This is a genomic window from Corallincola spongiicola, assembly GCF_004284785.1.
In the GTDB taxonomy this organism is placed as follows: Bacteria; Pseudomonadota; Gammaproteobacteria; order Enterobacterales; family Neiellaceae; genus Corallincola; species Corallincola holothuriorum.
On the sequence record NZ_SHLY01000001.1, the window covers coordinates 62,090 to 83,334 of the forward strand.

General features: G+C 45.8%; 21 protein-coding genes and 4 tRNA genes. 23 read left to right on the plus strand and 2 right to left on the minus strand.

The features are described 5' to 3' along the window. Window positions 1-27 precede the first annotated feature (27 nt). The 20 genes from aspS (at window position 28) to EXY25_RS00395 (ending at window position 15,282) form a co-directional block, all read left to right on the plus strand. Window positions 28-1,797, plus strand: coding sequence for an aspartate--tRNA ligase (gene aspS / locus EXY25_RS00300; protein ID WP_130565300.1), 1,770 nt, complete (start codon window positions 28-30; stop codon window positions 1,795-1,797). Continuing rightward, window positions 1,797-2,246: a dihydroneopterin triphosphate diphosphatase gene (gene nudB / locus EXY25_RS00305; protein WP_130565301.1), complete on the plus strand. Its 450-nt coding sequence runs from the start codon at window positions 1,797-1,799 to the stop codon at window positions 2,244-2,246. The genes aspS and nudB overlap by 1 nt, the downstream gene beginning before the upstream one ends. 73 nt (window positions 2,247-2,319) lie before the next feature. Then, the gene (locus EXY25_RS00310; protein WP_114338439.1) at window positions 2,320-3,066 is read left to right on the plus strand and encodes a YebC/PmpR family DNA-binding transcriptional regulator; all 747 of its coding nucleotides are present in this window, start codon (window positions 2,320-2,322) and stop codon (window positions 3,064-3,066) included. Window positions 3,067-3,071: 5 nt separating this feature from the next. Further along, window positions 3,072-3,593: a crossover junction endodeoxyribonuclease RuvC gene (gene ruvC / locus EXY25_RS00315; RefSeq protein ID WP_114338440.1), complete on the plus strand. Its 522-nt coding sequence runs from the start codon at window positions 3,072-3,074 to the stop codon at window positions 3,591-3,593. A gap of 98 nt (window positions 3,594-3,691) precedes the next feature. Further along, the gene (gene ruvA / locus EXY25_RS00320; RefSeq protein ID WP_130565302.1) at window positions 3,692-4,315 is read left to right on the plus strand and encodes a Holliday junction branch migration protein RuvA; all 624 of its coding nucleotides are present in this window, start codon (window positions 3,692-3,694) and stop codon (window positions 4,313-4,315) included. Between the two features lie 9 nt (window positions 4,316-4,324). Further along, window positions 4,325-5,332 (plus strand): Holliday junction branch migration DNA helicase RuvB, encoded by a 1,008-nt coding sequence (ruvB, locus tag EXY25_RS00325; protein ID WP_114338442.1) that lies wholly within the window; start codon window positions 4,325-4,327, stop codon window positions 5,330-5,332. A gap of 718 nt (window positions 5,333-6,050) precedes the next feature. Beyond that, window positions 6,051-6,461 (plus strand): tol-pal system-associated acyl-CoA thioesterase, encoded by a 411-nt coding sequence (gene ybgC, locus EXY25_RS00330; RefSeq protein ID WP_114338443.1) that lies wholly within the window; start codon window positions 6,051-6,053, stop codon window positions 6,459-6,461. Beyond that, a complete protein-coding gene (gene tolQ / locus EXY25_RS00335; RefSeq protein WP_114338444.1) occupies window positions 6,451-7,143 on the plus strand; it encodes a protein TolQ in 693 nt (230 codons plus the stop codon). Before ybgC ends, tolQ begins: the two co-directional genes overlap by 11 nt. 6 nt (window positions 7,144-7,149) lie before the next feature. Further along, on the plus strand, window positions 7,150-7,575 hold the full coding sequence (gene tolR, locus EXY25_RS00340; protein ID WP_114338445.1) for a protein TolR: 426 nt from the start codon (window positions 7,150-7,152) through the stop codon (window positions 7,573-7,575). 6 nt (window positions 7,576-7,581) lie between these two features. Beyond that, on the plus strand, window positions 7,582-8,541 hold the full coding sequence (tolA, locus tag EXY25_RS00345) for a cell envelope integrity protein TolA (protein ID WP_130565303.1): 960 nt from the start codon (window positions 7,582-7,584) through the stop codon (window positions 8,539-8,541). A 13-nt stretch (window positions 8,542-8,554) separates the two neighbouring features. After that, a complete protein-coding gene (tolB, locus tag EXY25_RS00350; RefSeq protein WP_130565304.1) occupies window positions 8,555-9,904 on the plus strand; it encodes a Tol-Pal system beta propeller repeat protein TolB in 1,350 nt (449 codons plus the stop codon). A 33-nt stretch (window positions 9,905-9,937) separates the two neighbouring features. Beyond that, complete coding sequence (gene pal / locus EXY25_RS00355; protein ID WP_130565305.1) at window positions 9,938-10,480, plus strand: peptidoglycan-associated lipoprotein Pal; 543 nt, start codon at window positions 9,938-9,940, stop codon at window positions 10,478-10,480. Between the two features lie 12 nt (window positions 10,481-10,492). Further along, window positions 10,493-11,230, plus strand: coding sequence for a tol-pal system protein YbgF (ybgF, locus tag EXY25_RS00360; RefSeq protein ID WP_114338449.1), 738 nt, complete (start codon window positions 10,493-10,495; stop codon window positions 11,228-11,230). Window positions 11,231-11,350: 120 nt separating this feature from the next. After that, window positions 11,351-11,426 (plus strand) — tRNA-Lys (locus tag EXY25_RS00365). Window positions 11,427-11,516: 90 nt separating this feature from the next. Next, a tRNA-Lys gene (locus EXY25_RS00370) sits at window positions 11,517-11,592 on the plus strand. Window positions 11,593-11,621: 29 nt separating this feature from the next. Continuing rightward, window positions 11,622-11,697, plus strand: a tRNA-Lys gene (locus EXY25_RS00375). Window positions 11,698-11,819: 122 nt separating this feature from the next. After that, window positions 11,820-12,872, plus strand: coding sequence for a quinolinate synthase NadA (nadA, locus tag EXY25_RS00380; RefSeq protein WP_130565306.1), 1,053 nt, complete (start codon window positions 11,820-11,822; stop codon window positions 12,870-12,872). 101 nt (window positions 12,873-12,973) lie between these two features. Beyond that, window positions 12,974-14,221 carry a M48 family metallopeptidase gene (locus EXY25_RS00385; protein WP_130565307.1) on the plus strand — a complete coding sequence of 416 codons (1,248 nt, stop codon included), beginning with the start codon at window positions 12,974-12,976 and terminating at the stop codon, window positions 14,219-14,221. After that, window positions 14,221-15,042, plus strand: a complete 822-nt coding sequence (locus tag EXY25_RS00390; protein WP_114338452.1) for a hypothetical protein — start codon at window positions 14,221-14,223, stop codon at window positions 15,040-15,042. Before EXY25_RS00385 ends, EXY25_RS00390 begins: the two co-directional genes overlap by 1 nt. A gap of 152 nt (window positions 15,043-15,194) precedes the next feature. Further along, window positions 15,195-15,282 (plus strand) — tRNA-Ser (locus tag EXY25_RS00395). A 201-nt stretch (window positions 15,283-15,483) separates the two neighbouring features. On the opposite strand, the gene EXY25_RS00400 is transcribed toward EXY25_RS00395, so the two are convergent. Next, the gene (locus EXY25_RS00400; RefSeq protein ID WP_165419205.1) at window positions 15,484-16,758 is read right to left on the minus strand and encodes an O-antigen ligase family protein; all 1,275 of its coding nucleotides are present in this window, start codon (window positions 16,756-16,758) and stop codon (window positions 15,484-15,486) included. 153 nt (window positions 16,759-16,911) lie between these two features. Further along, the gene (locus tag EXY25_RS00405) at window positions 16,912-17,472 is read right to left on the minus strand and encodes a hypothetical protein (RefSeq protein ID WP_130565309.1); all 561 of its coding nucleotides are present in this window, start codon (window positions 17,470-17,472) and stop codon (window positions 16,912-16,914) included. Between the two features lie 724 nt (window positions 17,473-18,196). Here EXY25_RS00405 and EXY25_RS00410 point away from each other — a divergent pair. From EXY25_RS00410 to EXY25_RS00420, 3 genes are read left to right on the plus strand one after another with little or no spacing between them, the layout of a single operon-like run. Continuing rightward, window positions 18,197-18,958: a WecB/TagA/CpsF family glycosyltransferase gene (locus EXY25_RS00410; protein WP_130565310.1), complete on the plus strand. Its 762-nt coding sequence runs from the start codon at window positions 18,197-18,199 to the stop codon at window positions 18,956-18,958. Next, window positions 18,955-20,376: a DUF2264 domain-containing protein gene (locus tag EXY25_RS00415; RefSeq protein ID WP_130565311.1), complete on the plus strand. Its 1,422-nt coding sequence runs from the start codon at window positions 18,955-18,957 to the stop codon at window positions 20,374-20,376. Before EXY25_RS00410 ends, EXY25_RS00415 begins: the two co-directional genes overlap by 4 nt. Window positions 20,377-20,424: 48 nt before the next feature. Beyond that, complete coding sequence (locus tag EXY25_RS00420) at window positions 20,425-21,234, plus strand: glycosyltransferase family A protein (protein WP_165419206.1); 810 nt, start codon at window positions 20,425-20,427, stop codon at window positions 21,232-21,234. The last annotated feature ends 11 nt before the right edge of the window (window positions 21,235-21,245 follow it).

A 21,245-nucleotide genomic window follows, 5' to 3' on the forward strand; every position in this document is an offset into this window, starting at 1 on the left:
TTTATTCTGAACAACAGGAAAGTACACATGCGCAGCCATTATTGTGGAGAGGTTAACGAATCACTGATTGGCCAAGAGGTCACCTTGTGTGGCTGGGTTAATCGTCGTCGTGATTTGGGGGGAGTGATCTTTCTGGATCTGCGTGATCGAGAAGGTATCGTTCAAGTTGTTTACGATCCGGATATCGAAGATGTATTCGCTCTAGCAAATACCCTGCGTAACGAATTTTGTGTCAAAGTGACGGGCAAAGTCCGTCCACGCCCTGAAGGGCAGATCAATAAAGAGATGGCCAGTGGTGGCATTGAATTACTGGGTTTGCAACTTGAGATCCTTAACGCCGCCGCACCGCTGCCGTTGGACTTTAACCAACAGAATAGTGAAGAACAGCGCTTACGCTTCCGCTATTTGGATCTACGCCGGCCAGAAATGAGCGAAAAGCTTAAGTTCCGTGCCAAAGTGACTAATGAAGTTCGCCGCTTTATGGAAGAGGCGGGCTTTATGGATGTAGAAACTCCCATCTTAACGGCGGCAACGCCTGAAGGCGCACGAGATTACTTAGTGCCTAGTCGCACTCACAAAGGCAAATTCTTCGCTTTACCACAGTCACCACAGTTGTTTAAGCAGCTGCTGATGATGTCCGGCGTTGATCGTTACTATCAGATCGTTAAATGTTTCCGTGATGAAGATCTTCGTGCTGATCGTCAGCCTGAGTTTACTCAGATTGATATCGAAACCTCATTTATGTCTGCGGATCAAGTGATGGCGGTAACGGAGCAGATGATCCGTCAGTTGTTCACGAAATTGATGAATATTGATTTAGGTGATTTCCCGCGGATGACCTACGAAGAGGCGATGCGTCGTTTCGGTAGTGATAAACCCGATCTGCGTATTCCGTTAGAGTTGGTCGATGTCGCTGAGCAGGTTAAAGCGGTCGATTTTAAGGTGTTCGCTGGCCCGGCGAATGATGACAATGGCCGCGTTGCAGCAATTCGTGTTCCTGCAGGTGCCGATAAGTTCAGCCGGAAACAGATTGACGAGCTGGGTAAATTTGTTGGTATATACGGTGCCAAAGGTCTGGCATGGATGAAAATTAATGATCGTGCCGCAGGGCTGGAAGGGGTGCAATCCCCTGTTGCTAAGTTCTTCTCTGCTGAACAGATGGAAGCATTGCTTGCTCAAACTAACGCTGAAAGTGGCGATATCCTGTTCTTTGGTGCAGATAATAAAGTGGTTGTTACCGAAGCAATGGGCGCGTTGCGAATCAAACTAGGTGAAGACCTTGGGTTGGTTGCCGATGAATGGCGTCCGTTGTGGGTTGTTGATTTCCCAATGTTCGAGGAGGCTGATGGCCGTGCTCATGCGCTGCATCATCCGTTCACCGCACCATCAAATGCAACCGCAGCGGAACTGGAAGCTAACCCTTACGGTGCGTTATCCGATGCGTATGACATGGTATTAAATGGTTGCGAAGTTGGCGGTGGCTCGGTACGTATTCACGACCAAACTATGCAGGCCACTGTTTTCCGTATTCTTGGGATCAGTGATGAAGAAGCCCGTGAGAAGTTTGGTTTCTTGTTGGATGCGCTGCAGTATGGTGCGCCACCACATGCGGGTTTAGCGTTTGGTTTAGATCGTTTGGTCATGTTGATGTGTGGTGCCGACACTATCCGAGACGTGATGGCATTTCCAAAAACTACTACCGCAGCATGTCCACTGACCGATGCACCTGGAAAAGCAAATCCGGAGCAGTTGGTTGAGCTGGGTATTGCGTTGGTAGCGAAGGAAGATGCTAAATAGTGAGTTACAAGCGCCCTGAATCTGTCCTGGTAGTGATCTACCGTGAGGATTTCAGAGTGCTGCTTATGCGAAGGTTGGACCTGCCAACCTTCTGGCAATCTGTTACCGGCTCATTGGAAGTGGGCGAGCTACCGATTCGTGCGGCGGCGAGAGAGTTAAAAGAGGAAACCGGTATTGATGTGGCGATGTTGCCTTCAGTGTTAGAGGATGCGGACGTTCAGGTTCGCTATCTTTTGCACCCTGAATGGCGTCATCGATATGCGCCGGGCACCACCCACAATCTTGAGCATTGGTTTTATCTTCGAGTACCGGTCACCACTGAGATCCAGCTGTCGGCGACAGAACATCTTGAGTATGTATGGCTGGACTTCGAGCATGCGATACGCAAAGTTAGCTCTTCGAGTAACCGCGATGCCTTGATCACTTTGCAAAAACGGCTCACTAAGTAATGTCTGCAGAGCTTCTTAGTTAGGTATAGAAAAGCATCGCCACAAGACGGTGCAGTAAGCGTGGAGAATAGATATGGCTGGTCATAGTAAATGGGCGAACATCAAACACCGTAAGGCAGCTCAGGATGCCAAGCGGGGAAAGATTTTTACCAAGCTGATCCGTGAGATCACCGTTGCTTCGCGGGAAGGTGGTTCTGACGCCGACAGCAATCCTCGTTTGCGTGCCGCTATCGACAAAGCACTGTCCAATAATATGACCCGTGATACGGTTGAGAGAGCGGTTAAACGCGGTGCCGGCGAGCTCGATGGCCAAGAGTTGGAAACTATCATCTACGAAGGGTATGGCCCCGGTGGCACAGCAGTGATGGTGGAAACGATGACGGATAATCGTAATCGTACGGTTTCAAATATCCGCCACCTGTTTACCAAAGCCGGCGGTAATTTAGGCACCGATGGCTCCGTCGCCTATCTATTCAGTAAGAAAGGGGTTATCTCTTATTCTGAAGGTCTCGACGAAGATGTGGTGATGGAAGCAGCTCTTGATGCCGGTGCAGAAGATGTCGAAACTAATGATGATGGTTCGATAGATGTCTACACTTTGCCGGAAGATTTTGGTGGCGTGAAAGATGCACTGGATGCGTCAGGTTTAGCAGCGGTTAACGCGGAGGTCACTATGATTCCGTCGACCAAAGCTGAGCTAGATTTAGCCACTGCTGAGAAATTTTTCCGTCTGGTCGATGGACTTGAAGATGATGATGATGTGCAGGAGGTATATCACAATGCTGATATTACCGACGATGTTATGGAACAGCTAGGTTAACCCTTTTGAGTATTATTCTTGGTATCGATCCCGGCTCGCGGATCACCGGTTATGGTGTGATTAAGCAGTTGGGTGCCAAGTTTAGTTATTTGGGGAGTGGCTGTATCCGCATCACTGCGCCAGAGTTGCCTGAACGATTACGTATTATCCATGATGGTGTCAGTGAGTTGATTCAACAGTTCCAACCTGACGAGTTTGCCATCGAGAGAGTGTTTATGGCTCGCAATGCTGACTCCGCATTAAAGCTTGGTCAAGCACGTGGCGCGGCCATTGTGGCGGCCGCTTGTCGTGATATTCCTGTATACGAGTACTCTGCCAGAGAGGTTAAGCAGGCTGTGGTTGGTACTGGTGGGGCGGATAAAACTCAAGTCCAGCACATGGTGAAGCAAATCTTGTCATTACCAGCGACCCCACAAGCGGATGCGGCTGATGCTTTAGCTATCGCCCTTTGCCATAGCCATACGCGACAAAGTTTAATCGCCATGTCGGGCAAGGTGTCGGGGCAGGCGCGAGGGCGTTGGCGTTAGACTTGTTGTATCGCTAACGCTCAGTTAGCCTGTATCTTCAGTTAATTTCACGTTAACTGATTGTCTTGCTCTTCTCGCTATAGAATTAAGGAATCACTTTGATAGGACAGCTTCGCGGAACCATTATCTCTAAGCAACCCCCAGATCTTCTGTTAGATGTTGGTGGGGTAGGGTATGAGGTCCAGTTACCTATGACCAGCTTTTACCAATTGCCGGAGGTGGGAGCCGAAGCTACAGTGGTGACCCATTTTGTGGTTAGGGAAGATGCTCAGCTGCTATTTGGCTTTTGTGCTTTGCATGAAAGAGCGATGTTTCGTGAGCTGATTAAAACGAATGGTGTTGGGCCGAAACTCGCCCTCGCCATTCTATCTGGAATGTCCGCAGAACAGTTTGCCCAAGTTGTACACCACGGCGATATCACATCATTGATGAAGTTACCTGGTGTTGGCAAGAAGACCGCAGAACGCTTGTTAGTGGAAATGAAAGACAGGCTTAAGGATTGGAATGCACAGCCTGTTGATTCTGCCGCAGACGGATTCGCATTGAGTGGACAAGTTGAAGATACTTTCGTGCGTCCTGTGGACGCGACGGAAGATGCCGTTGCCGCGCTTATCGCACTGGGCTATAAACCGGCGCAAGCTAGCCGTGCCGTTGGCAAGGTAGCGGTTGAGGGGATGAGTAGCGAAGCGCTGATCCGCGATGCATTACGAAACATGCTGTAAGGGTTAATAATGATAGAAGCTGATCGACTGATACAAGGTACAACGCTTCACGAAGAAGAAGCTGTAGATCGCGCGATCCGCCCTAAGCTTTTGTCCGACTATACAGGGCAGCCCCATGTTGTGGGGCAAATGAACATTTTCCTTGAGGCTGCTCGTAGACGCGGCGAAGCCCTAGATCACCTGCTTATTTTCGGCCCGCCCGGTTTAGGTAAAACGACACTGGCTAACATTGTTGCCAATGAGATGAATGTGAGCATAAAGACCACTTCTGGGCCTGTGTTGGAAAAAGCAGGGGACCTCGCGGCACTGTTGACCAACTTAGAGCCCAATGATGTGTTGTTTATTGATGAGATACATCGTTTAAGCCCTGTCGTTGAAGAGGTCTTGTATCCAGCAATGGAAGATTATCAACTGGATATCATGATTGGTGAAGGCCCTGCCGCACGCTCAATTAAACTTGATTTGCCGCCGTTTACACTGATCGGCGCAACAACCCGAGCTGGTTCATTGACCTCTCCACTGCGTGATCGTTTTGGTATCGTCCAACGTCTAGAATTCTACACCGTGGATGAATTAACTAAAATTGTGCAGCGCTCTGCGGCTCATTTAGGAATGGAATTGGTGCCGACTGGCGCAAAGGAGATAGCACGTCGGAGCCGCGGTACACCTAGGATATCTAATCGCTTGCTGCGTCGGGTAAGGGATTATGCAGAGGTGAAAGCTGCGGGGAATATAGATGATGCCGTTGCCGCCAAAGCTTTGGATATGTTGGATGTCGATGATGCCGGTTTTGATTTTATGGATCGAAAACTACTTCTAGCACTGATCGACAAATTTGATGGCGGCCCCGTCGGACTGGACAACTTGGCCGCCGCTATCGGAGAAGTAAAAGAAACCATTGAAGATGTGTTGGAGCCCTACCTGATACAGCAAGGTTTTTTGCAACGAACCCCGCGTGGGCGGTTAGCTACCCAGAGAGCATATTTGCATTTTGGCTTGGATCGTCCAGCTAGCTAAGTACGCCTACTACTATCGAATATGGCTATAAAATCCAGACAAAAAAAACCCGCGAAACTCGCGGGTTAAATGAACTATATCATTCACGGGGAAGCGCCAAAATGGCAAAATCCAGAACTGATACAAAAGAGGCAAAGCCTCGATTCCAGGGAGAGAAGACACTCACCGCAATCATCAGAATATGATGATCAAAAAACTACAAGTAGTTGCCTTCAACTGCCGACCATTTTAGGTGCGAGCGCGCAGCTAAACAAACGAGTTATTTTAGCGTTAGTCATGAAAAAAACTAATGTCAAAGTTGTTTTTTAGGCGGCGGCGCACTCTCTTTTTTATCTTTATCTTTTTGTTTTTATTGTATTTTGTTTTCATCTGTGTGTTATGTATTCAGGTGTAAGGCATATTTATGCAGTTACTTATATTTGCGTTAAAAGATGGGTGGTTGGTCATGACGCTGCATCGTGCCAGCGTAGTGTAGTAAATTGATTGAGATCAATTTACTACACTCTATTTAACTGTTTTAGATGATGTTGTGGGTAACCTTTTGTTTTTATTAAAGTGATGGTTTTTTGCTTGCTTTGGTTGTTTTTTAGTCGAGTCCGATCACATTATCTCCTCAGAACGTTTTGGGCTTATCATCCGTGGGGAACTTTCTGTATAGTTAGCTGCCATCAATACAAATAAAAATTATTTTGTCTGATTGGACTTTGGCAGGGCTGCCTTGAGCGATACGATCTTCAATTGGCCGGTACGTGTTTATTATGAAGACACTGATGCTGGTGGCGTGGTTTTCTACGCCAATTATCTTAAGTTCTTTGAGCGAGCTCGTACTGAGTGGTTACGCTCCCTCGGCATTGAACAGGATGGTCTGTTGGCTGAGGGTGTTGCTTTTGTTGTTCGTTCGGTACAGATGGAAAATTTGTCTTCAGCCAAATTCAATGATCAGCTTAGCGTTTCTGCCGAGATATCTGAACAAAAGAGAGCGAGCTTGATTTTTAAGCAAGCCATCGTTGATCAGAGCAATCGGCTAATTGCTACGGCAGAGATTAAAGTTGCTTGCGTGGACCTGAACCGCGCCAAACCAATCGCTATTCCAAAACAAGTCGCAGGAGTTTTGCCCCGTGTCCACTGAAATATCGTTTCTTGAACTGATCTTTGATGCCAGCTTACTGGTGCAATTGGTCATGCTAATCCTTTTAGCGATGTCCGTGCTCTCCTGGGGGATGATTTTCCAACGCGCTAAAGCTTTGAAAGAAGCTCAGGATAATGCCGACCGTTTTGAAGATCGTTTTTGGTCAGGTGTCGACTTAAATAAGCTCTATCAGGAAGTGAGTGCGAGAAGTGCTGAGGCGAAGGGCATGGAGCAGATCTTTAAATCTGGTTTTAAGGAGTTTGCGCGCTATCACCAAGGAGGCTCTTATACCGGTGTCAGTGCGGTAGAAGGTACGGATAGGGCGATGCGTGTGGCACTCTCCAGAGAGGTTGATGAACTTGAGCAACACCTGCCTTTTATGGCTACGGTTGGCTCAATTAGTCCTTATATCGGTCTTTTCGGTACGGTGTGGGGAATTATGAATGCTTTTGTTGCCTTAGGTAGCATGAATCAAGCGCAATTGACCTTGTCACTGGTCGCTCCAGCGATTGCTGAAGCCTTGATTGCGACAGCGATGGGATTATTTGCTGCGATCCCTGCGGTCATCGCCTATAACAAGTTCAGTCACCAAGTTGAACGCTTAGAAAATAGCTATGGCAACTTTATGGAAGAGTTTTCAAGTATCCTGCATCGGCAATCCGTTGCCCGCGAGCAGGAGTAACAGGACATGAGTTATCAGCGTAAACGGCGGAAGCCCAAAGCTGAGATTAACGTAGTGCCATATATCGATGTCATGTTGGTATTACTGGTCATCTTTATGGTAACTGCACCGTTAATTACGCAAGGGGTGAAGGTAAACCTGCCTAAGCAGGATGCCAATCCGCTACTTGAAGATGCTAAACCGCCAATCATTGCCACTATTGAGTCGGATGGCACCTATTGGTTTACTGATGATAAAGGCTCTTCAGAAGAGTTACCGAAAGATGATTTGGTGGCTCGGATTGCCGCTATCGTTGAACTTGCACCAGCTACCCATGTGGTTGTGAAAGGCGACGCGAAAGTACCGTACGGCTATGTCGTTTCACTGATGGCCGATTTGGAAAACGCAGGTATCGAAACCGTCGGTTTAATGACAGATCCGAGCGGGGGATAAGACGGAGTGTCTGAGCGTCCACTACACCATTTCGTCATCATTTCTGTTCTTGCCCACGTGGTATTGGGGTTAGTGCTATTTGTTAGTGTTCAATTTACCAAGCCCGATAAGCAGGCGCAGCAGGTTAACACTGCGCCGATCCAAGCGGTGACCGTTGATCGCAAGTTAGTTGAGCGGCAGCTGCAGAAATTAGATGATCAGAAGAAAGCGGCTGAGCGAGCTGAGCAACGCAAGTTAGATGAGAAAAAGCGTAAGGAAAAAGCAGCAGAGGATAAGCGGAAAGCCGAAGATGCGAAGCGGAAGAAGCAGGCTGAAGAGAAAAAGCGTAAACAAGCTGAACGCAAAAAGGCTGAGCAGGAAGCAAAAAAGGCCAAAGCATTGGCGATAAAGAAAGAGAAGGATCGTAAGGCAAAAGAGCAAGAGCGCAAGAAAGCGGAAGAGGCCGCCAAGAAAGTTGAAGAAGAGCGGAAAAAACAGGAAGTTGCTCGTCGCAAAGCTGAAGAAGCAGCAAAGAAGAAAAAGCTAGAGGAAGAGCGAAAGCAGAAGGCGGCTGAAGCGGAGAAGAAACGCAAAGCTGAAGCTGAACGTAAGCGTAAAGAGGAAGAGCGCCAACGCGCCGAGCTTGAGCAGATGATGATGGCTGAAATGGCCGCAGAGCAAGCTCAGATATCCGAACAACGGCAGCAGATGATTTTGTCTGAGCGAGCGAAATATGAAGCGATGATCCGACAGAAGATCCAGCGCAACCTTAACGCTGACGGTCTGCAAGGCAAGACCTGCCGAATTTACTTGAAACTGGCACCAGGCGGCTTAGTACTTGATGTGCGACGTCTTGAAGGGGAGCAAGTGGCTTGCAGTGAAACCATACGCGCGGTGCGTAAGGCTGAGCCTCTTCCTGTCTCTAAAGATCCCGAAGTATTTTCACAGTTGAAAGAGATTAACCTTTCACTAGATATTGATAATTAATACAGGACTCACAATGAATCGATTTCTCACAGCCTCTGTATTCTTGTTGTTTGGCTATGTAAACAGTGCCTATGCTGCCTTGGAGATAGTGATCACCGAAGGAATGTCTGAGGCCAGACCGATAGCGGTGGTGCCTTTTAAGAGTTTGGACGGCAAGGTGCCGCCAACAGACATCGCTGATGTGGTCGCTAATGATTTGCGCCGCAGTGGCCGTTTTAATCCTGTTGCTATTCAACAAATGCCGCAACAACCTTATTTAGCTAATCAAGTAGATTTTAATGCTTGGGCGATATTGGGCGTCGAGGCGGTTCTGGTTGGTAGTGTGAAACAGCAAGCCGATGGCAATTTTGTCGTTAACTACGAACTGGTGGATGTCATTGAGGGGAAAGAACTCAATGGTGGTAAGCCGATGCTGAAAGATCGGCAGCTGGTTGAAAGTAAAGAATTTATTTTGACTCAAGGTCAGCGAGTCGTGAAATCTAGACAGATGCGGCAATACGCTCACTTGATTTCGGACCGGATCTATTTGAGTTTGACTGGGGAGCGAGGTGCATTTTTAACCCGTATTGCCTATGTGGTGGTGAATCACGACGCCAAGGTACCGTTTCAACTAATGGTCGCCGACTATGACGGTTACAATGAAACGCCTTTGGTTCGTAGCAAAGAACCGATTATGTCTCCTAGTTGGTCTCCTGATGGCAAAAAGTTGGCATATGTCACTTTTGAGAAACGTAAGTCTGAAATATTTATCCAGGATATCTATACCGCAAAACGCACTAAATTAACCTCCTTCCCGGGCATCAATGGTGCGCCTAACTGGTCGCCAGATGGAAAAAAAATGGCGATGGTTTTGTCGAAAGATGGTAGCCCCGACATTTATGTAATGGATATTGAAACCAAAGCGTTAACTCAAGTAACCAGTCATAGAACCATTGATACCGAGCCTTCATGGACACCTGACGGAGAATCGTTAGTGTTTAGCTCAGAGCGGGGTGGTAAACCTCAGATTTATCGCGTACATTTAGCAACTGGCAAGGTCACGCGTCTGACTTTTGACGGTGAGATGAACCTAGGAGGTTCTATCTCGCCAAACGGTGATGAGCTGATCGTGGTTAATCGAACTAACGGTCGTTATCATATTGCCAAACAGGATTTGACTTCAGGAACGTTGCAAGTACTGACACAAACCCGGTTGGATGAATCACCTAGTCTTGCCCCGAATGGAAGTATGATTATTTACAGCACGTTGCACGGTGAACGGCAAGTGTTAGGAATGGTCTCTATCGACGGGCGATTTAAGGCTAGGCTGCCAGCGGCGAATGGTGAGGTTCGAGCTCCTGCGTGGTCTCCATATTTGTACTAGGTCTAACAATAATTAATCGAAAGGAACGTAAGAATGCGTCTCAAAGATCTGCTTAAGGGTGTTGTTGTTGCGCTGCCACTGTTTGCTTTGATGGCTTGTTCTTCTACTTCTGATGAAGTAGATACAACGTCAGAAACTGCGACCACTGAGCAGACAACTCCGGTGGTTGAAGATACTACGACTGAAACCAACGTAGTTGAGCCAGTATTGACGCCTGAACAAGAGCGTGAAATGCAGCAGGCAGAACTGCGTAAGCAGCACATCATCTACTTTGAATTTGATCAGGCAACGGTGCAAAACCGTTTTGCTCAGATCCTGGATGCACACGCCGCCTACTTGCGTGCTAACACTCAGGTGAAAGTATTGATCGAAGGTCATGCAGATGAGCGTGGTACGCCAGAGTACAACATCGCCCTAGGCGAGCGTCGTGCTAAAGCCGTGGCTATGTACCTGCAGGGCTTGGGTGTGCTTGATTCACAAATCTCTATCGTCTCTTACGGTGAAGAGAAGCCTGTTGATACCAGCCGCACTGAAGCCGCATTCGACAAGAACCGCCGTGCAGTTCTGGTCTACTAAGAAGTAAATACTATGAAGTACGCAGTTATTGGCGTACTGCTCAGTGTTTCCTTGATCCCGGCGCAGTCTCTCGCAGAGCCTGCGCCGGTTAAGGATCTGGGGGGTGCTTCGGAGCAGAAGGTCGCCGCGTTAGAACAGCAGTTGGTGCAAAGTAATCGTTTGCAACTCCAGACGCAACAGAGCCTCCAAGCTTTGCAGTCCGAGGTGGATGAGCTAAGAGGTATGCTGGAAACACAGAATCATCAGATGCAGCAGATCTTGCAACGTCAGCGTGAATTGTATCAAGAGTTGGACCGGCGATTGGCGAATAGCCCGGTGACAACGCCTACTGTGCCTGACAGCACCGCGGGTGGAGTTAGTCCGGCGGAGGGTTTGACTGAAACTGCTGCGTATGAAAAAGCCGTTAATTTGGTTTTAAAAGATAAGCAGTATGATCAGGCGATACCTGCGTTTTATGATTTTATTAATCAGTATCCGGCATCGGACTTAACCCCCAATGCACGTTATTGGTTAGGTCAGTTGTTGTTTAATAAAGGTCAACGTAAAGACGCTAATGCGCAGTTTGAAGCCGTGGTAAACCAATATCCTAATTCACCTAAGCGTGCCGATGCGATGTTGAAAATGGCAATGATCTCGCAACTGGACGGTGATAATACCGGTGCGAAGAATTGGTATAACCGCGTGATCAAGGAATATCCAGATTCTCCTAGTGCACAAATTGCTCGAACTAAGGTTTCTTCGCTCAAATAACAAGCGAACGCGTTGAAAAGTGTGAAAAACAGCAAATAAGCTATTGCAACCGGCTGCCAAATAAGTATTATTAGCCGCCGTCGCCGAGGGGGGCTAAGCTTAATCCTCGAGACGCATGATGGGTCGTTAGCTCAGTTGGTAGAGCAGTTGACTTTTAATCAATTGGTCGCTGGTTCGAATCCAGCACGACCCACCATCATTTCTCAGTCTGCTGAGAAAAGAACAGGCCAGATACACCAACCTCTTGCCTGTTAACATACCGCAAGGTATCGCGAGAATTTGAGTTGGGTCGTTAGCTCAGTTGGTAGAGCAGTTGACTTTTAATCAATTGGTCGCTGGTTCGAATCCAGCACGACCCACCATCTCAAATTACCGTTTTAGCCTTTAGAATGGGTCGTTAGCTCAGTTGGTAGAGCAGTTGACTTTTAATCAATTGGTCGCTGGTTCGAATCCAGCACGACCCACCATTCTAGATAATCTTCTCCACACAATACCTCGTTTAAAACCGCTGCTGTTTATATCTTTAATCGTTAGAGCCATTGGCGTTCGTGTAGTTGCTTCGCGTATAATCTCAGCTATTGAAGTGACCATGAGTAATTCCGTAATGAGCCAGATCGATATTCTCGAGCAGTCTAGCTATCCGTTCCCGCCAAAGCCCGTTCCGTTAAGTGAGTCTGAGCAATTGGCCTATAAAGAACGTATTAAGCAGTTGCTCAAAGAGAAGAATGCTGTCCTGATAGCCCATTACTACACCGATCATGAGATCCAGGCGTTGGCTGAGGAGTCAGGTGGGTTTATCGGCGACTCTTTGGAAATGGCTAAGTTTGGTGCTAATCATCCCGCAGACACTGTGATTGTTGCCGGTGTGCGCTTTATGGGGGAAACAGCCAAAATTCTCAGCCCAGAAAAGCGTATTTTGATGCCGACGCTTGAAGCCACCTGCTCTTTAGATCTTGGTTGTGAAGAGAATGAGTTTGAAGCTTTTAAAGCGCAGTATCCTGATCACACCGTGGTTGTTTATGCTAATACATCTGCAGCCGTTAAAGCTAAGGCTGATTGGGTAGTGACATCAAGCATTGCATTAGATGTGGTTGAGCATCTTGATAGTGACGGGCAAAAAATACTATGGGCACCAGATCGCCATCTGGGCTCATATATTGCCAAACAAACCGGTGCCGAGATGGTGATGTGGCAGGGGGCCTGTATTGTTCATGATGAATTTAAGAGTCGGGCTCTGTTGGATTTGAAAAAACAGTACCCAGATGCAGCTGTGCTAGTGCATCCTGAATCGCCGGCGAGTGTGGTTGATATTGCGGATGCTGTTGGCTCGACCACGCAGTTGATTAAGGCCAGTCAAGCGCTACCAAACACACGATTTATTGTCGCGACAGATAAAGGGATCTTTTACAAGATGCAGCAACTGTCACCTGAGAAGGAGTTCATTGAAGCACCTACCGGTGGTAATGGCGCAACCTGTCGCAGCTGTGCTCATTGTCCGTGGATGGCGATGAATGGACTTAAGGCGGTCGAAGAGGCTCTTATCGGTGATACTGAAGGGCACGAGGTGTTTGTTGACGACGAGCTCCGTGAGCAAGCGCTGGTGCCGCTTAATCGCATGGTAAATTTTCAAAGCACGCTTTGATCTCTGTCTTATTTTTGTTCGGCTGGTGGTTGTAAATCGGATTGGGTCTAGATATTCTGCTTAATTAGTATTTAACAAAAAAATAACAAAGCAGTGTTAACATGGAAGTCCCTCGTTTTTTTCTAGCAGTGGCTGTAATAGCCTTATTCGTTAACGGGTGTACATCAACTGCACATCACGTCAGTGATGTGCAGAGCAGTCCGAATAATTTTGGTTTATTACCTGGTGAGCATGAAGTTATTTCACGTTCCGATGGTATGCACAAGGAACTTTCTGAAAACGGCGTGCTGCTTGCTGCAGATAATGAGCTACAAACCTACCTTGATACGCTACTTGTTAGCCTGCTTTCTGCCGAAGAAAGGCAGGCGAATATTTATCACATCTATTTGACTCGTTTACCCGACTTCAACGCATTCGCTATCGCTAACGGCAATATCTATCTAAATATAGGTTTGGCTGCCGGCTTAAAGAGCCCGGAACAACTCGCGTTTGTGATGGCTCATGAAATTGAGCATATCAATCGGCGCCATTCTTATAAAACGTATTACGACAGCAAACAGTCCTTGGAGCTAGCAAGTGCGCTGGATATTCTTTTACTGGGTACCAAGCTTAGCTATCTAGGAGCCTATAGCTCTCTTGCTTCTACCAGCCGGGAGTTTGAACTGGACGCTGATACGCAAGCGTTAGCTAGATTGCAGCGCGCAGGATATGCAACGTGCCTCGGGCCATCGGCGCTAATGCGAATTAAAGAGGTGATGCCAGCTAGTAATAATGCTGATTCGACGTTTGCATCCCACCCGCATATAGACCTTCGTATTGAGGAGCTGTCGGCATATTACCGAACGGACTGTTCGAATGATAAAAATCAAAAAGAGTTTAAGAAGATACGGCAGAAGATTTTCGCTTTAGCGATTGAATCAATGCTGCATAGTGATCTGCCCTTAATGGCGCAGAGAACACTCTCTTATGCACCGGATTTGCTGCCCGGCTGGAAAGCTCACCAATTGGCAGCACTATTGCATTATCAGTTGGCACAACAGCCCATAGCTGCTGGTAAAGAAAGGGCTGCATGGCAAGGACGCGATTTTACCGATGAGGATGCTGCGCCTTATCAATCGGCTGTGGAAGAGAACTCAGTGATTGCTATCACAGAGGCCAAGGCGGCGCTCGCCCTAAATCCTAACGAAGCGCAGCTTTATAAGACGCTGGGGACGGTAACTTACTATAGCGAACCGGTGGAAGCCATCGCTGCTTTTCAAAACTACTTAGCGCTAAAACCCAAGTCACGTGATGCCAAGTATGTGCGCTATCAAATTGAAAAATTGATGAAAACGAAGGAAGTGTTGTAATGAAGTGGGTGCCAAAGCATTGTTTAGTTGCTCTTTTAACACTGTTATTTGCTGCTGGCTGCGCGCAACAGCAAACCTCTGTCAGGGCGCATCCTGATTTTGCGAATAATAAAGTCAATATTGAGCGCGTTGCAGTAGTACCTCCTATCGTTGAATTTCATACGGTGGAATTTTCCGGTGAAGGGGTGAGGAACTTAGAGCAGGAAGCAAGGTTTGAAAAGTTGCTTATTGAGCGAGCAGTATTAGCATTGCAAAATCGCGGCTACACACCCGTGGTAGTCGATAGGGAAGAGGTTAGTCATGAGCTGGCTAACTTCAATGTCGATTTAGGAAAGCTGCGGGAGCAGTATCAGCAAGCGAGTGAGCGTTTGTACAAGCAGCACCATGTGAGCTTTGAAGAGTCGGTGTCTTTTCAAGAGTCAGTCGGCGAGGCTGCCTCGATTGTGGCCAGCTATGCCGATGCTGATGCAGTATTGTTAATGCGTTACAGTGGCTTTGAGAAAACTGGCGGCGCATTGGCTAAAGATGTCGCTGTGAGCGTACTTGTGGGGTTGCTAACGGGGTATGTCCCAGTTCAAGAAGCGGAAGGGGAGTTTATCGAAGTCGCCGTACTTGATGGCATTACTGGGAACGTATTGTGGGTGAATGCGGCGAGTAAAGCCCAGGCAAATAATTCAGCACTACCCGAAGCGTTTGCCGCGTTACAAGATGATATTGACCCTCTACCGGGCGAGGCACCTGTATCGGTTAATGCCGAATTGACAGAAGCTGATGTTGACTTGGTTGAAGAATCATCAGAAACGAAAGAAATCAGCCTTTAACCCCTACTTTATGCATCGACCGCGTTGACGCCGTCGATGCATTTACTTAATATACGCCGCGCCTTAAGGGCTGGTTTTGTTGTAGATTAATGGTTTTTTATTCCGCAACGCATAGTGAGCTGACACGCTAAACAGCAGACAATTTGTAAATTGGTGAGGTGTCCGAGTGGCTGAAGGAGCACGCCTGGAAAGTGTGTATACGGCAACGTATCGAGGGTTCGAATCCCTCCCTCACCGCCATTATTCAAGACCGCTGATTATTCAGCGGTTTTTCCGTTTTAGTGCCCTAAAAAATTGCCTGCTGGTGGCACAGTCTATGTCTTACCTTGTTTATTCCCGTCAATCTGGTATTTCAGATGGTCAGTGACTCGTTCCGGAAAGTACCAACAAGTAAAACAAGCCTGAGAATAAGATGTAGGCTGTTAGGAATTGCTGTCCAGGCTACTGCTTTGACCATCCTTTTTGAGGCATGTATCTTACAGTCACAGCAAGAGTTAGTAGGGTGATAAATGTAAGGGCATTTGCTGGTGCTTGAAGATTAAAATCGACAAAAGAATGAATGAGCATCCCTATGATTGCCATACATATTCCAAAAGCTAGACCTTTCATCGTTTGACTTTGTCTCGTCCTCATAGTCTGTACGCATAAAATTAGCGCAAAAAGGACGCTGATGGATACAATTCCCAAAGCTGGTAAACCATACTCAACAGCTATTTGGAGGTAGTCATTGTGGGCGTGATCATAAAACCCTCCAACGTCAGTCTGTTGAAAACGGTTGAAAGCGGTGTAAAAGCTTCCCCCGCCAAAACCAAGTAGTGGATTCTCACTGATCATAGGAAGTGCTTGTTGGATAACTTCATCTCGTGACTCGGCTGTGATGCTGGTTTGTTTAATTCTCTCCTCAACATTTTTTAGTCCGACCAATGACCCAACAACTAAAATATCAACAATAAGGAGAGATATAATGAAATATACCAATGCCTTAGGCCTTGATTTGTATGTGGTTAGAGCAATAAGACTGGTGAACAGAAGACTGGTGAAGAAAGCGACATTTCCCATGCGGGAGCGGGTCAGGACGATACCAATAACAATCAAAATTAGCCCGCTGCGAAGCACCATCTTTCGACCGGTCATTGCTCGTAGAAGTTCGTATACTTTTGCTTTGGTTGAATGATAGTGCTTATTTTTGAACTGGCTGATCATGAGGCCTATTCCAAACGATCCGCAAAGCAGTAGATAATTCGCTAAATGATTGTGATAGATAAAGGAGCCGCTAGCTCTGTTTGTAATGTCGACAGCGAAAATAGGCGTTTTCTCTAAACCTGAAAAAAGTAATGTTGCAGCATAAAGGACTTGCAACACTGCAGAACAGACTAGCGCCGTGGCAATGAGTCTAAGTCTGCGAGGTGAATGAGTAAAAAAAGCAATACAAAAACTGAAAGCTATATAGCTGATGCCTAGTAAAGCGACTGACTTCGTCCTAGCAATATCTTCGGTATAAAGAGCGGCTGATGAACTAGCATTCACAGGCAATGCTGCAGAGGGGTTAAGTACTATTTGTATGATAGCGACAACAGGAAGTGCACTCAGACTAAGCCACAGAGGATAGAATTTTTTTAAGCGTTGAGCGTAATGATGGTAGTTAAAGTAACAGAGTACAATGGCAGATAATAAAATGGAGAAAGTGAGAATTTCAATGATCGACCATGCCCACAACCTGTTGCTCCCTAGTGGTAAAGGTAGCCATATAAGTAGGAATAGCATTGTTGAAAATGCAAAACGATCAAGGTAATTGCTAACCACAGCGTTATCGACCTGACAAAAATAAAGAGCTCACTGGTGAGCTCTTTATTGTATTAGATTTAAAACCTAATTGGCAGAGATAGAACCACCGCCACCGCCACCGCCACCGACCCCGAGATTTGCTGGGGTGGATAGTGGGGTTAGGTTATCGGAGGCGTCACCTGCCGCGGTGACAGGCGCAAGTGCTGTCGGGTCAACGCCGCCAAGAATTGCTGCCGTAATTAATGATGCTTCGTCTAGCCCTCGGTTGTAGGCTGTATCGTAGAGTGTCTGATAAGCATCGGGAGTGGCCATATCGAAAGCGGTCGCTAACACACTATCTAGTTCTTCCATGCTTGAATGCTTTATGGCGGTAAGTGCCAACTCATTGGCGAGTGAGCCGCAGACGTTGATTGCAGCCGTTAGAAGGTCGCTGGCCGAAAATAGCTCAGCTTTTAGCTGCGCGGTTAGAACAGCTACAGCATCCTCTGTGCAAATTTCTTCCTGATCGTTTGCATAGAAAAGTCGTTCCAAGTTTAAAGTGTCGGCCACGCTGGGTTCCAACGGCGCAGTTTCCACTGCCCAAGCACTAATAGACGTGCTCATCAGTACGACTGTTAAACAGGTCGATATGACAGACTTCCGCATGTCCTGCTCCTCAATATAAGACATCATTGCATGGGGCTTCCCATGCATAACTGCTAATACAATAACATTGAATCAGCAAAAACGAAACAAAGTAACGCTACGAAAGCAAATGCGCCTCAAATGGTCAAAAAGACGCTTTTTGCACCATGACGGAGCGTTTGCGTTAATCAATCTGTTTATGTTTTAGCTTTTGCTCTTGTTTTTATCAATAAAAACAGTGTGATAATTAGGTTTGTATCGGATCTTTTCTGCTTAATAATGATAGAGTGTTGCAGGTTGATGGTGGGCATAATTTGACAAATATTGTGATCGGTGGCACAGTTTGCTTGCTGTTAATAAAATGTTGCGATGATGCCGCTAACCCTTTGAATTTAGGGACTGTCATTTGCAGGGAAGATTGAATACATGGAGTTTTATGGGGGCGCAACAGATGTCTAGTCGATTTCCACGGGATTGTCACATAATATTTGTTGCCGTATTTCTCTTCAGTTACCTCCCCAGTAGTATTTTCTCTTGCGATTTAGTTGTAACTAAACTTAAACATTTTAGCGGTTATCTATGTTTGTGTATGAAAATTGCTGGTAGCTATCGAAAATAGCTGTTTTGTGCATGATTTGGTCCTGAGTGATACAAGTACGCTTTTTTACTAAGCGCAGTGATGGAAGAGAAGCTCGGCTGTCGGTTGTGTTGGTGTTTATAACTCGCGTTTTTATTGGAACTAATAATGTTTAAGAATCTGAAAACTACTTACCAGACATTGATCGAATGCATTACGGTGTTTCCGTCAAGTGAGGCTGCTGAAAGTTTGATTTCAGAACGAACTGGTGAAGGCGTTGGCATGGTGATTAGCTTCGTAAATGCCCATGCTTTCAATATGTGCAGTCACGACAAAGAGTTTTTATCTGCCTTAAGTTCTAGTGATTTAGTGATGAGAGATGGCATCGGTGTCAAACTGCTATATCGAATGCTCGGGAAGGACCCCGGTTACAACCTTAACGGTACAGATCTTATTCCTAAGCTCCTCGCTAACAGCTTTAAAGGGAAAAAAGTTGCGATGCTGGGTTCTACAGATAAAGAACTTGTGATTGCTAAGGACAAAATTGAAGCGATGGGGTTAGATGTGGTGCTGACCCAGCATGGATTTTTGCCTGAGGCTGACTATCTAGCTTTACTTGAAGGGCTAGAGGTTGATGTGGTTCTGTTAGCCATGGGTATGCCAAAGCAAGAAAAAGTAGCCGTTGCTCTTAAATCAGAAAATGCAGCACTCTCTATTATTAATGGGGGGGCGGTTGTCGATTTTATGGCTGGTAAAGTGAATCGTGCACCAAAATTTTACAGGGATAACGGGCTTGAATGGTTGTATCGCCTAGTCAATGAGCCAAAGCGTATGTTTAAACGTTACGTTGTCGGTAACGTGTCATTTTTATCTCGCGCATTTATATATTCTCGTTATGACTCTCATTACGATATTGGGGATAGTAAATGATTACTGCTCGAATAATGCGTTCGCTGCAGCGTTGGCGAGACGCAAAGGCGTATAGGCAGTATATCCCTCAGAACAATGGCGCCTACGACAAAACGCTCCAGGATGTATATTGCTCCGAGCAACCTTTCACTGAAAGAGTTAGCTTTCTTTGTCGATATTTCGTCACGTCATTTTTTATGCATGCAAATGAAACTATGACGCGATGTTATTTTGAAGGGGCGTTTAGTTACAATGACCGTGATCTAGATGCGATTGAAGGCTGTACTCGGATGCTACCTTTTTTAGCTTCAGTGTCTGAGCATTATGGTCAGATCGTAGAAGGACTAGACGGTCGCTTAATCAACATCGATGAGGTTCTTACCACCGCTTTTTCGAATGGTACAGATCCTGAGTCCAACGGTTATTGGGGTAATACAGTTGATTATGGTCAACTGATATGTGAAGCCGCTGATGTGGCTTTGGCTATTTGGATCTCTAGAAAGAGTGTCTGGGACAGACTCGAACCTAAGCAGCGAAGTAATATACTGCAATGGTTAGATACTGCGAGTCGGAGTCAGATTGTAGATAACAATTGGCATTTGTTCCGCTTCACGATACTGGTCGTGATTGAAGCGCTTGATCCTGATAGGAAAGCAGATACCTCAAGCTACGAAAGAATTAAGTCGTTTTATGTTGGCGACGGCTGGTTCACTGATGGTGAAGGGCAGCACTTTGACTACTACAATGCTTGGGCATTTCACTACACTCTGTATTGGCTAAATGAAATACAGCCTGAGCTTGATCCTCACTTCATCAAGTTAAGTAGCAAGAAATTCTGCAAAGGGTATAAACACTTTTTTTCTCCTTTAGGCGTCCCATTCTTTGGCCGTAGCCTCTGCTATCGAACTGCAGCTCCGGCACCATTGGTCGCCTCTGTTTTACTGAATAATGACGAAATCTCTCCAGGCCTCGCTAAGCGGGCATTCGACCAGATTTGGCGACTATTTATCGATAAAAAAGGTATTAAAAGTGGCTTACCAACCCAAGGTTATTTTGGTTCTGATTTAAGATTTTTAGATGAATACTCCGGCACTGGTAGCTCTTTATGGGGCTTGAGAAGCCTTATTTTACTGTTAAGGGCGGATCATGATAGTGAGCTCTTTTTAGCTAAAGATGAAAAATTGCCCGTAGAAAGGTTTGATTTTGAATTTAGCATTGACAGTATTCAGCTTCAACTTTCTGGTGACTACGAGTCGCACGATATCACAGCGACATGGATTTTTCGGGATAGAGTTCCATTATCAAAGTCTCCTGATAATTATGGAATAGCTGAACGTATCAAAGAGATCTTAAGTCAACGACCTCAACGACCAAAGAATGAATATGTTAAGAACAAACTTTATAAGTATATATGTTCAAAACCTATTGGATTTTCGTGAATATTTAATTGCATAGAAATTATATCAACTATTAATTAGAGACATCTTATGACATGCCTTACATTCATTATTCCTATTCGACATCAAGAGAATGCAAGTAATTGGGATATGCTCATTTCTAATTTAAAACAGACGATAAAGTCTATATCAGCTCAAACTTCAGATGATTGGAAGTGCGTTCTTGTCGCGAATCATGGAGCTCGTCTTCCGGAGCTTCCACAGCGTTTCGATGTTTGTTGGGTTGATTTTCCAAAAAATGAATTTCATCTTAAAGGAACGATAGATAAAGAAAAGTTCTATGATGCTATTCGATTTGATAAAGGGATGCGGATCTTATCAGGGCTACTTCATGCTGGCGATAGTAAATATTTTATGTTTGTTGATGATGATGACTTTATTCATCGAGACTTAACTCAATATGTTTATGATAATCAAGGTGGAAATGGTTGGTATATCGGTGATGGTTTGGTCTGGAGTGATGGTGGAAGAGAGTTAATAAAACATTCCAACTTTCACCTTTATTGCGGAACGTCTCATATAATCAGAGCGGAACTTTTGATGCTGCCAACTAATATAGAGGATGCAGATGTTGAATATGTAAAAAATATGTTTGGAAGTCATATAAAAATTAAAAATGAACTAGATATTTCTGGTCACCCTTTAGAAAACCTCCCATTTGATGGTGCGATATATCGTATCGGCCACAGTGACTCACATAGTAAGTCAAACGGAATTATTAAAAATTACTTCTTTACGAAGAAGGTATGGGAACATCCCAAGCAAATCTTCAAAAATTTATTGCGACTTAGGTTTGTTAATAAAAGAACGAGGATTGATTATTTCGGAACTTCATATTGATTTATATAACT

What these genes read in the sequence shown, in the direction of transcription:
- EXY25_RS00410 (WP_130565310.1), top strand. Translation starts at nt 18,197, where the DNA reads ATGTTTAAGAATCTGAAAACTACTTACCAGACATTGATCGAATGCATT.
- aspS (WP_130565300.1), top strand. Translation starts at nt 28, where the DNA reads ATGCGCAGCCATTATTGTGGAGAGGTTAACGAATCACTGATTGGCCAA.
- tolB (WP_130565304.1), top strand. Translation starts at nt 8,555, where the DNA reads ATGAATCGATTTCTCACAGCCTCTGTATTCTTGTTGTTTGGCTATGTA.
- EXY25_RS00310 (WP_114338439.1), top strand. Translation starts at nt 2,320, where the DNA reads ATGGCTGGTCATAGTAAATGGGCGAACATCAAACACCGTAAGGCAGCT.
- nadA (WP_130565306.1), top strand. Translation starts at nt 11,820, where the DNA reads ATGAGTAATTCCGTAATGAGCCAGATCGATATTCTCGAGCAGTCTAGC.
- EXY25_RS00405 (WP_130565309.1), bottom strand. Translation starts at nt 17,472, where the DNA reads ATGCGGAAGTCTGTCATATCGACCTGTTTAACAGTCGTACTGATGAGC.
- EXY25_RS00390 (WP_114338452.1), top strand. Translation starts at nt 14,221, where the DNA reads ATGAAGTGGGTGCCAAAGCATTGTTTAGTTGCTCTTTTAACACTGTTA.
- EXY25_RS00415 (WP_130565311.1), top strand. Translation starts at nt 18,955, where the DNA reads ATGATTACTGCTCGAATAATGCGTTCGCTGCAGCGTTGGCGAGACGCA.
- tolR (WP_114338445.1), top strand. Translation starts at nt 7,150, where the DNA reads ATGAGTTATCAGCGTAAACGGCGGAAGCCCAAAGCTGAGATTAACGTA.
- pal (WP_130565305.1), top strand. Translation starts at nt 9,938, where the DNA reads ATGCGTCTCAAAGATCTGCTTAAGGGTGTTGTTGTTGCGCTGCCACTG.
- EXY25_RS00385 (WP_130565307.1), top strand. Translation starts at nt 12,974, where the DNA reads ATGGAAGTCCCTCGTTTTTTTCTAGCAGTGGCTGTAATAGCCTTATTC.
- EXY25_RS00420 (WP_165419206.1), top strand. Translation starts at nt 20,425, where the DNA reads ATGACATGCCTTACATTCATTATTCCTATTCGACATCAAGAGAATGCA.
- ybgF (WP_114338449.1), top strand. Translation starts at nt 10,493, where the DNA reads ATGAAGTACGCAGTTATTGGCGTACTGCTCAGTGTTTCCTTGATCCCG.
- ruvB (WP_114338442.1), top strand. Translation starts at nt 4,325, where the DNA reads ATGATAGAAGCTGATCGACTGATACAAGGTACAACGCTTCACGAAGAA.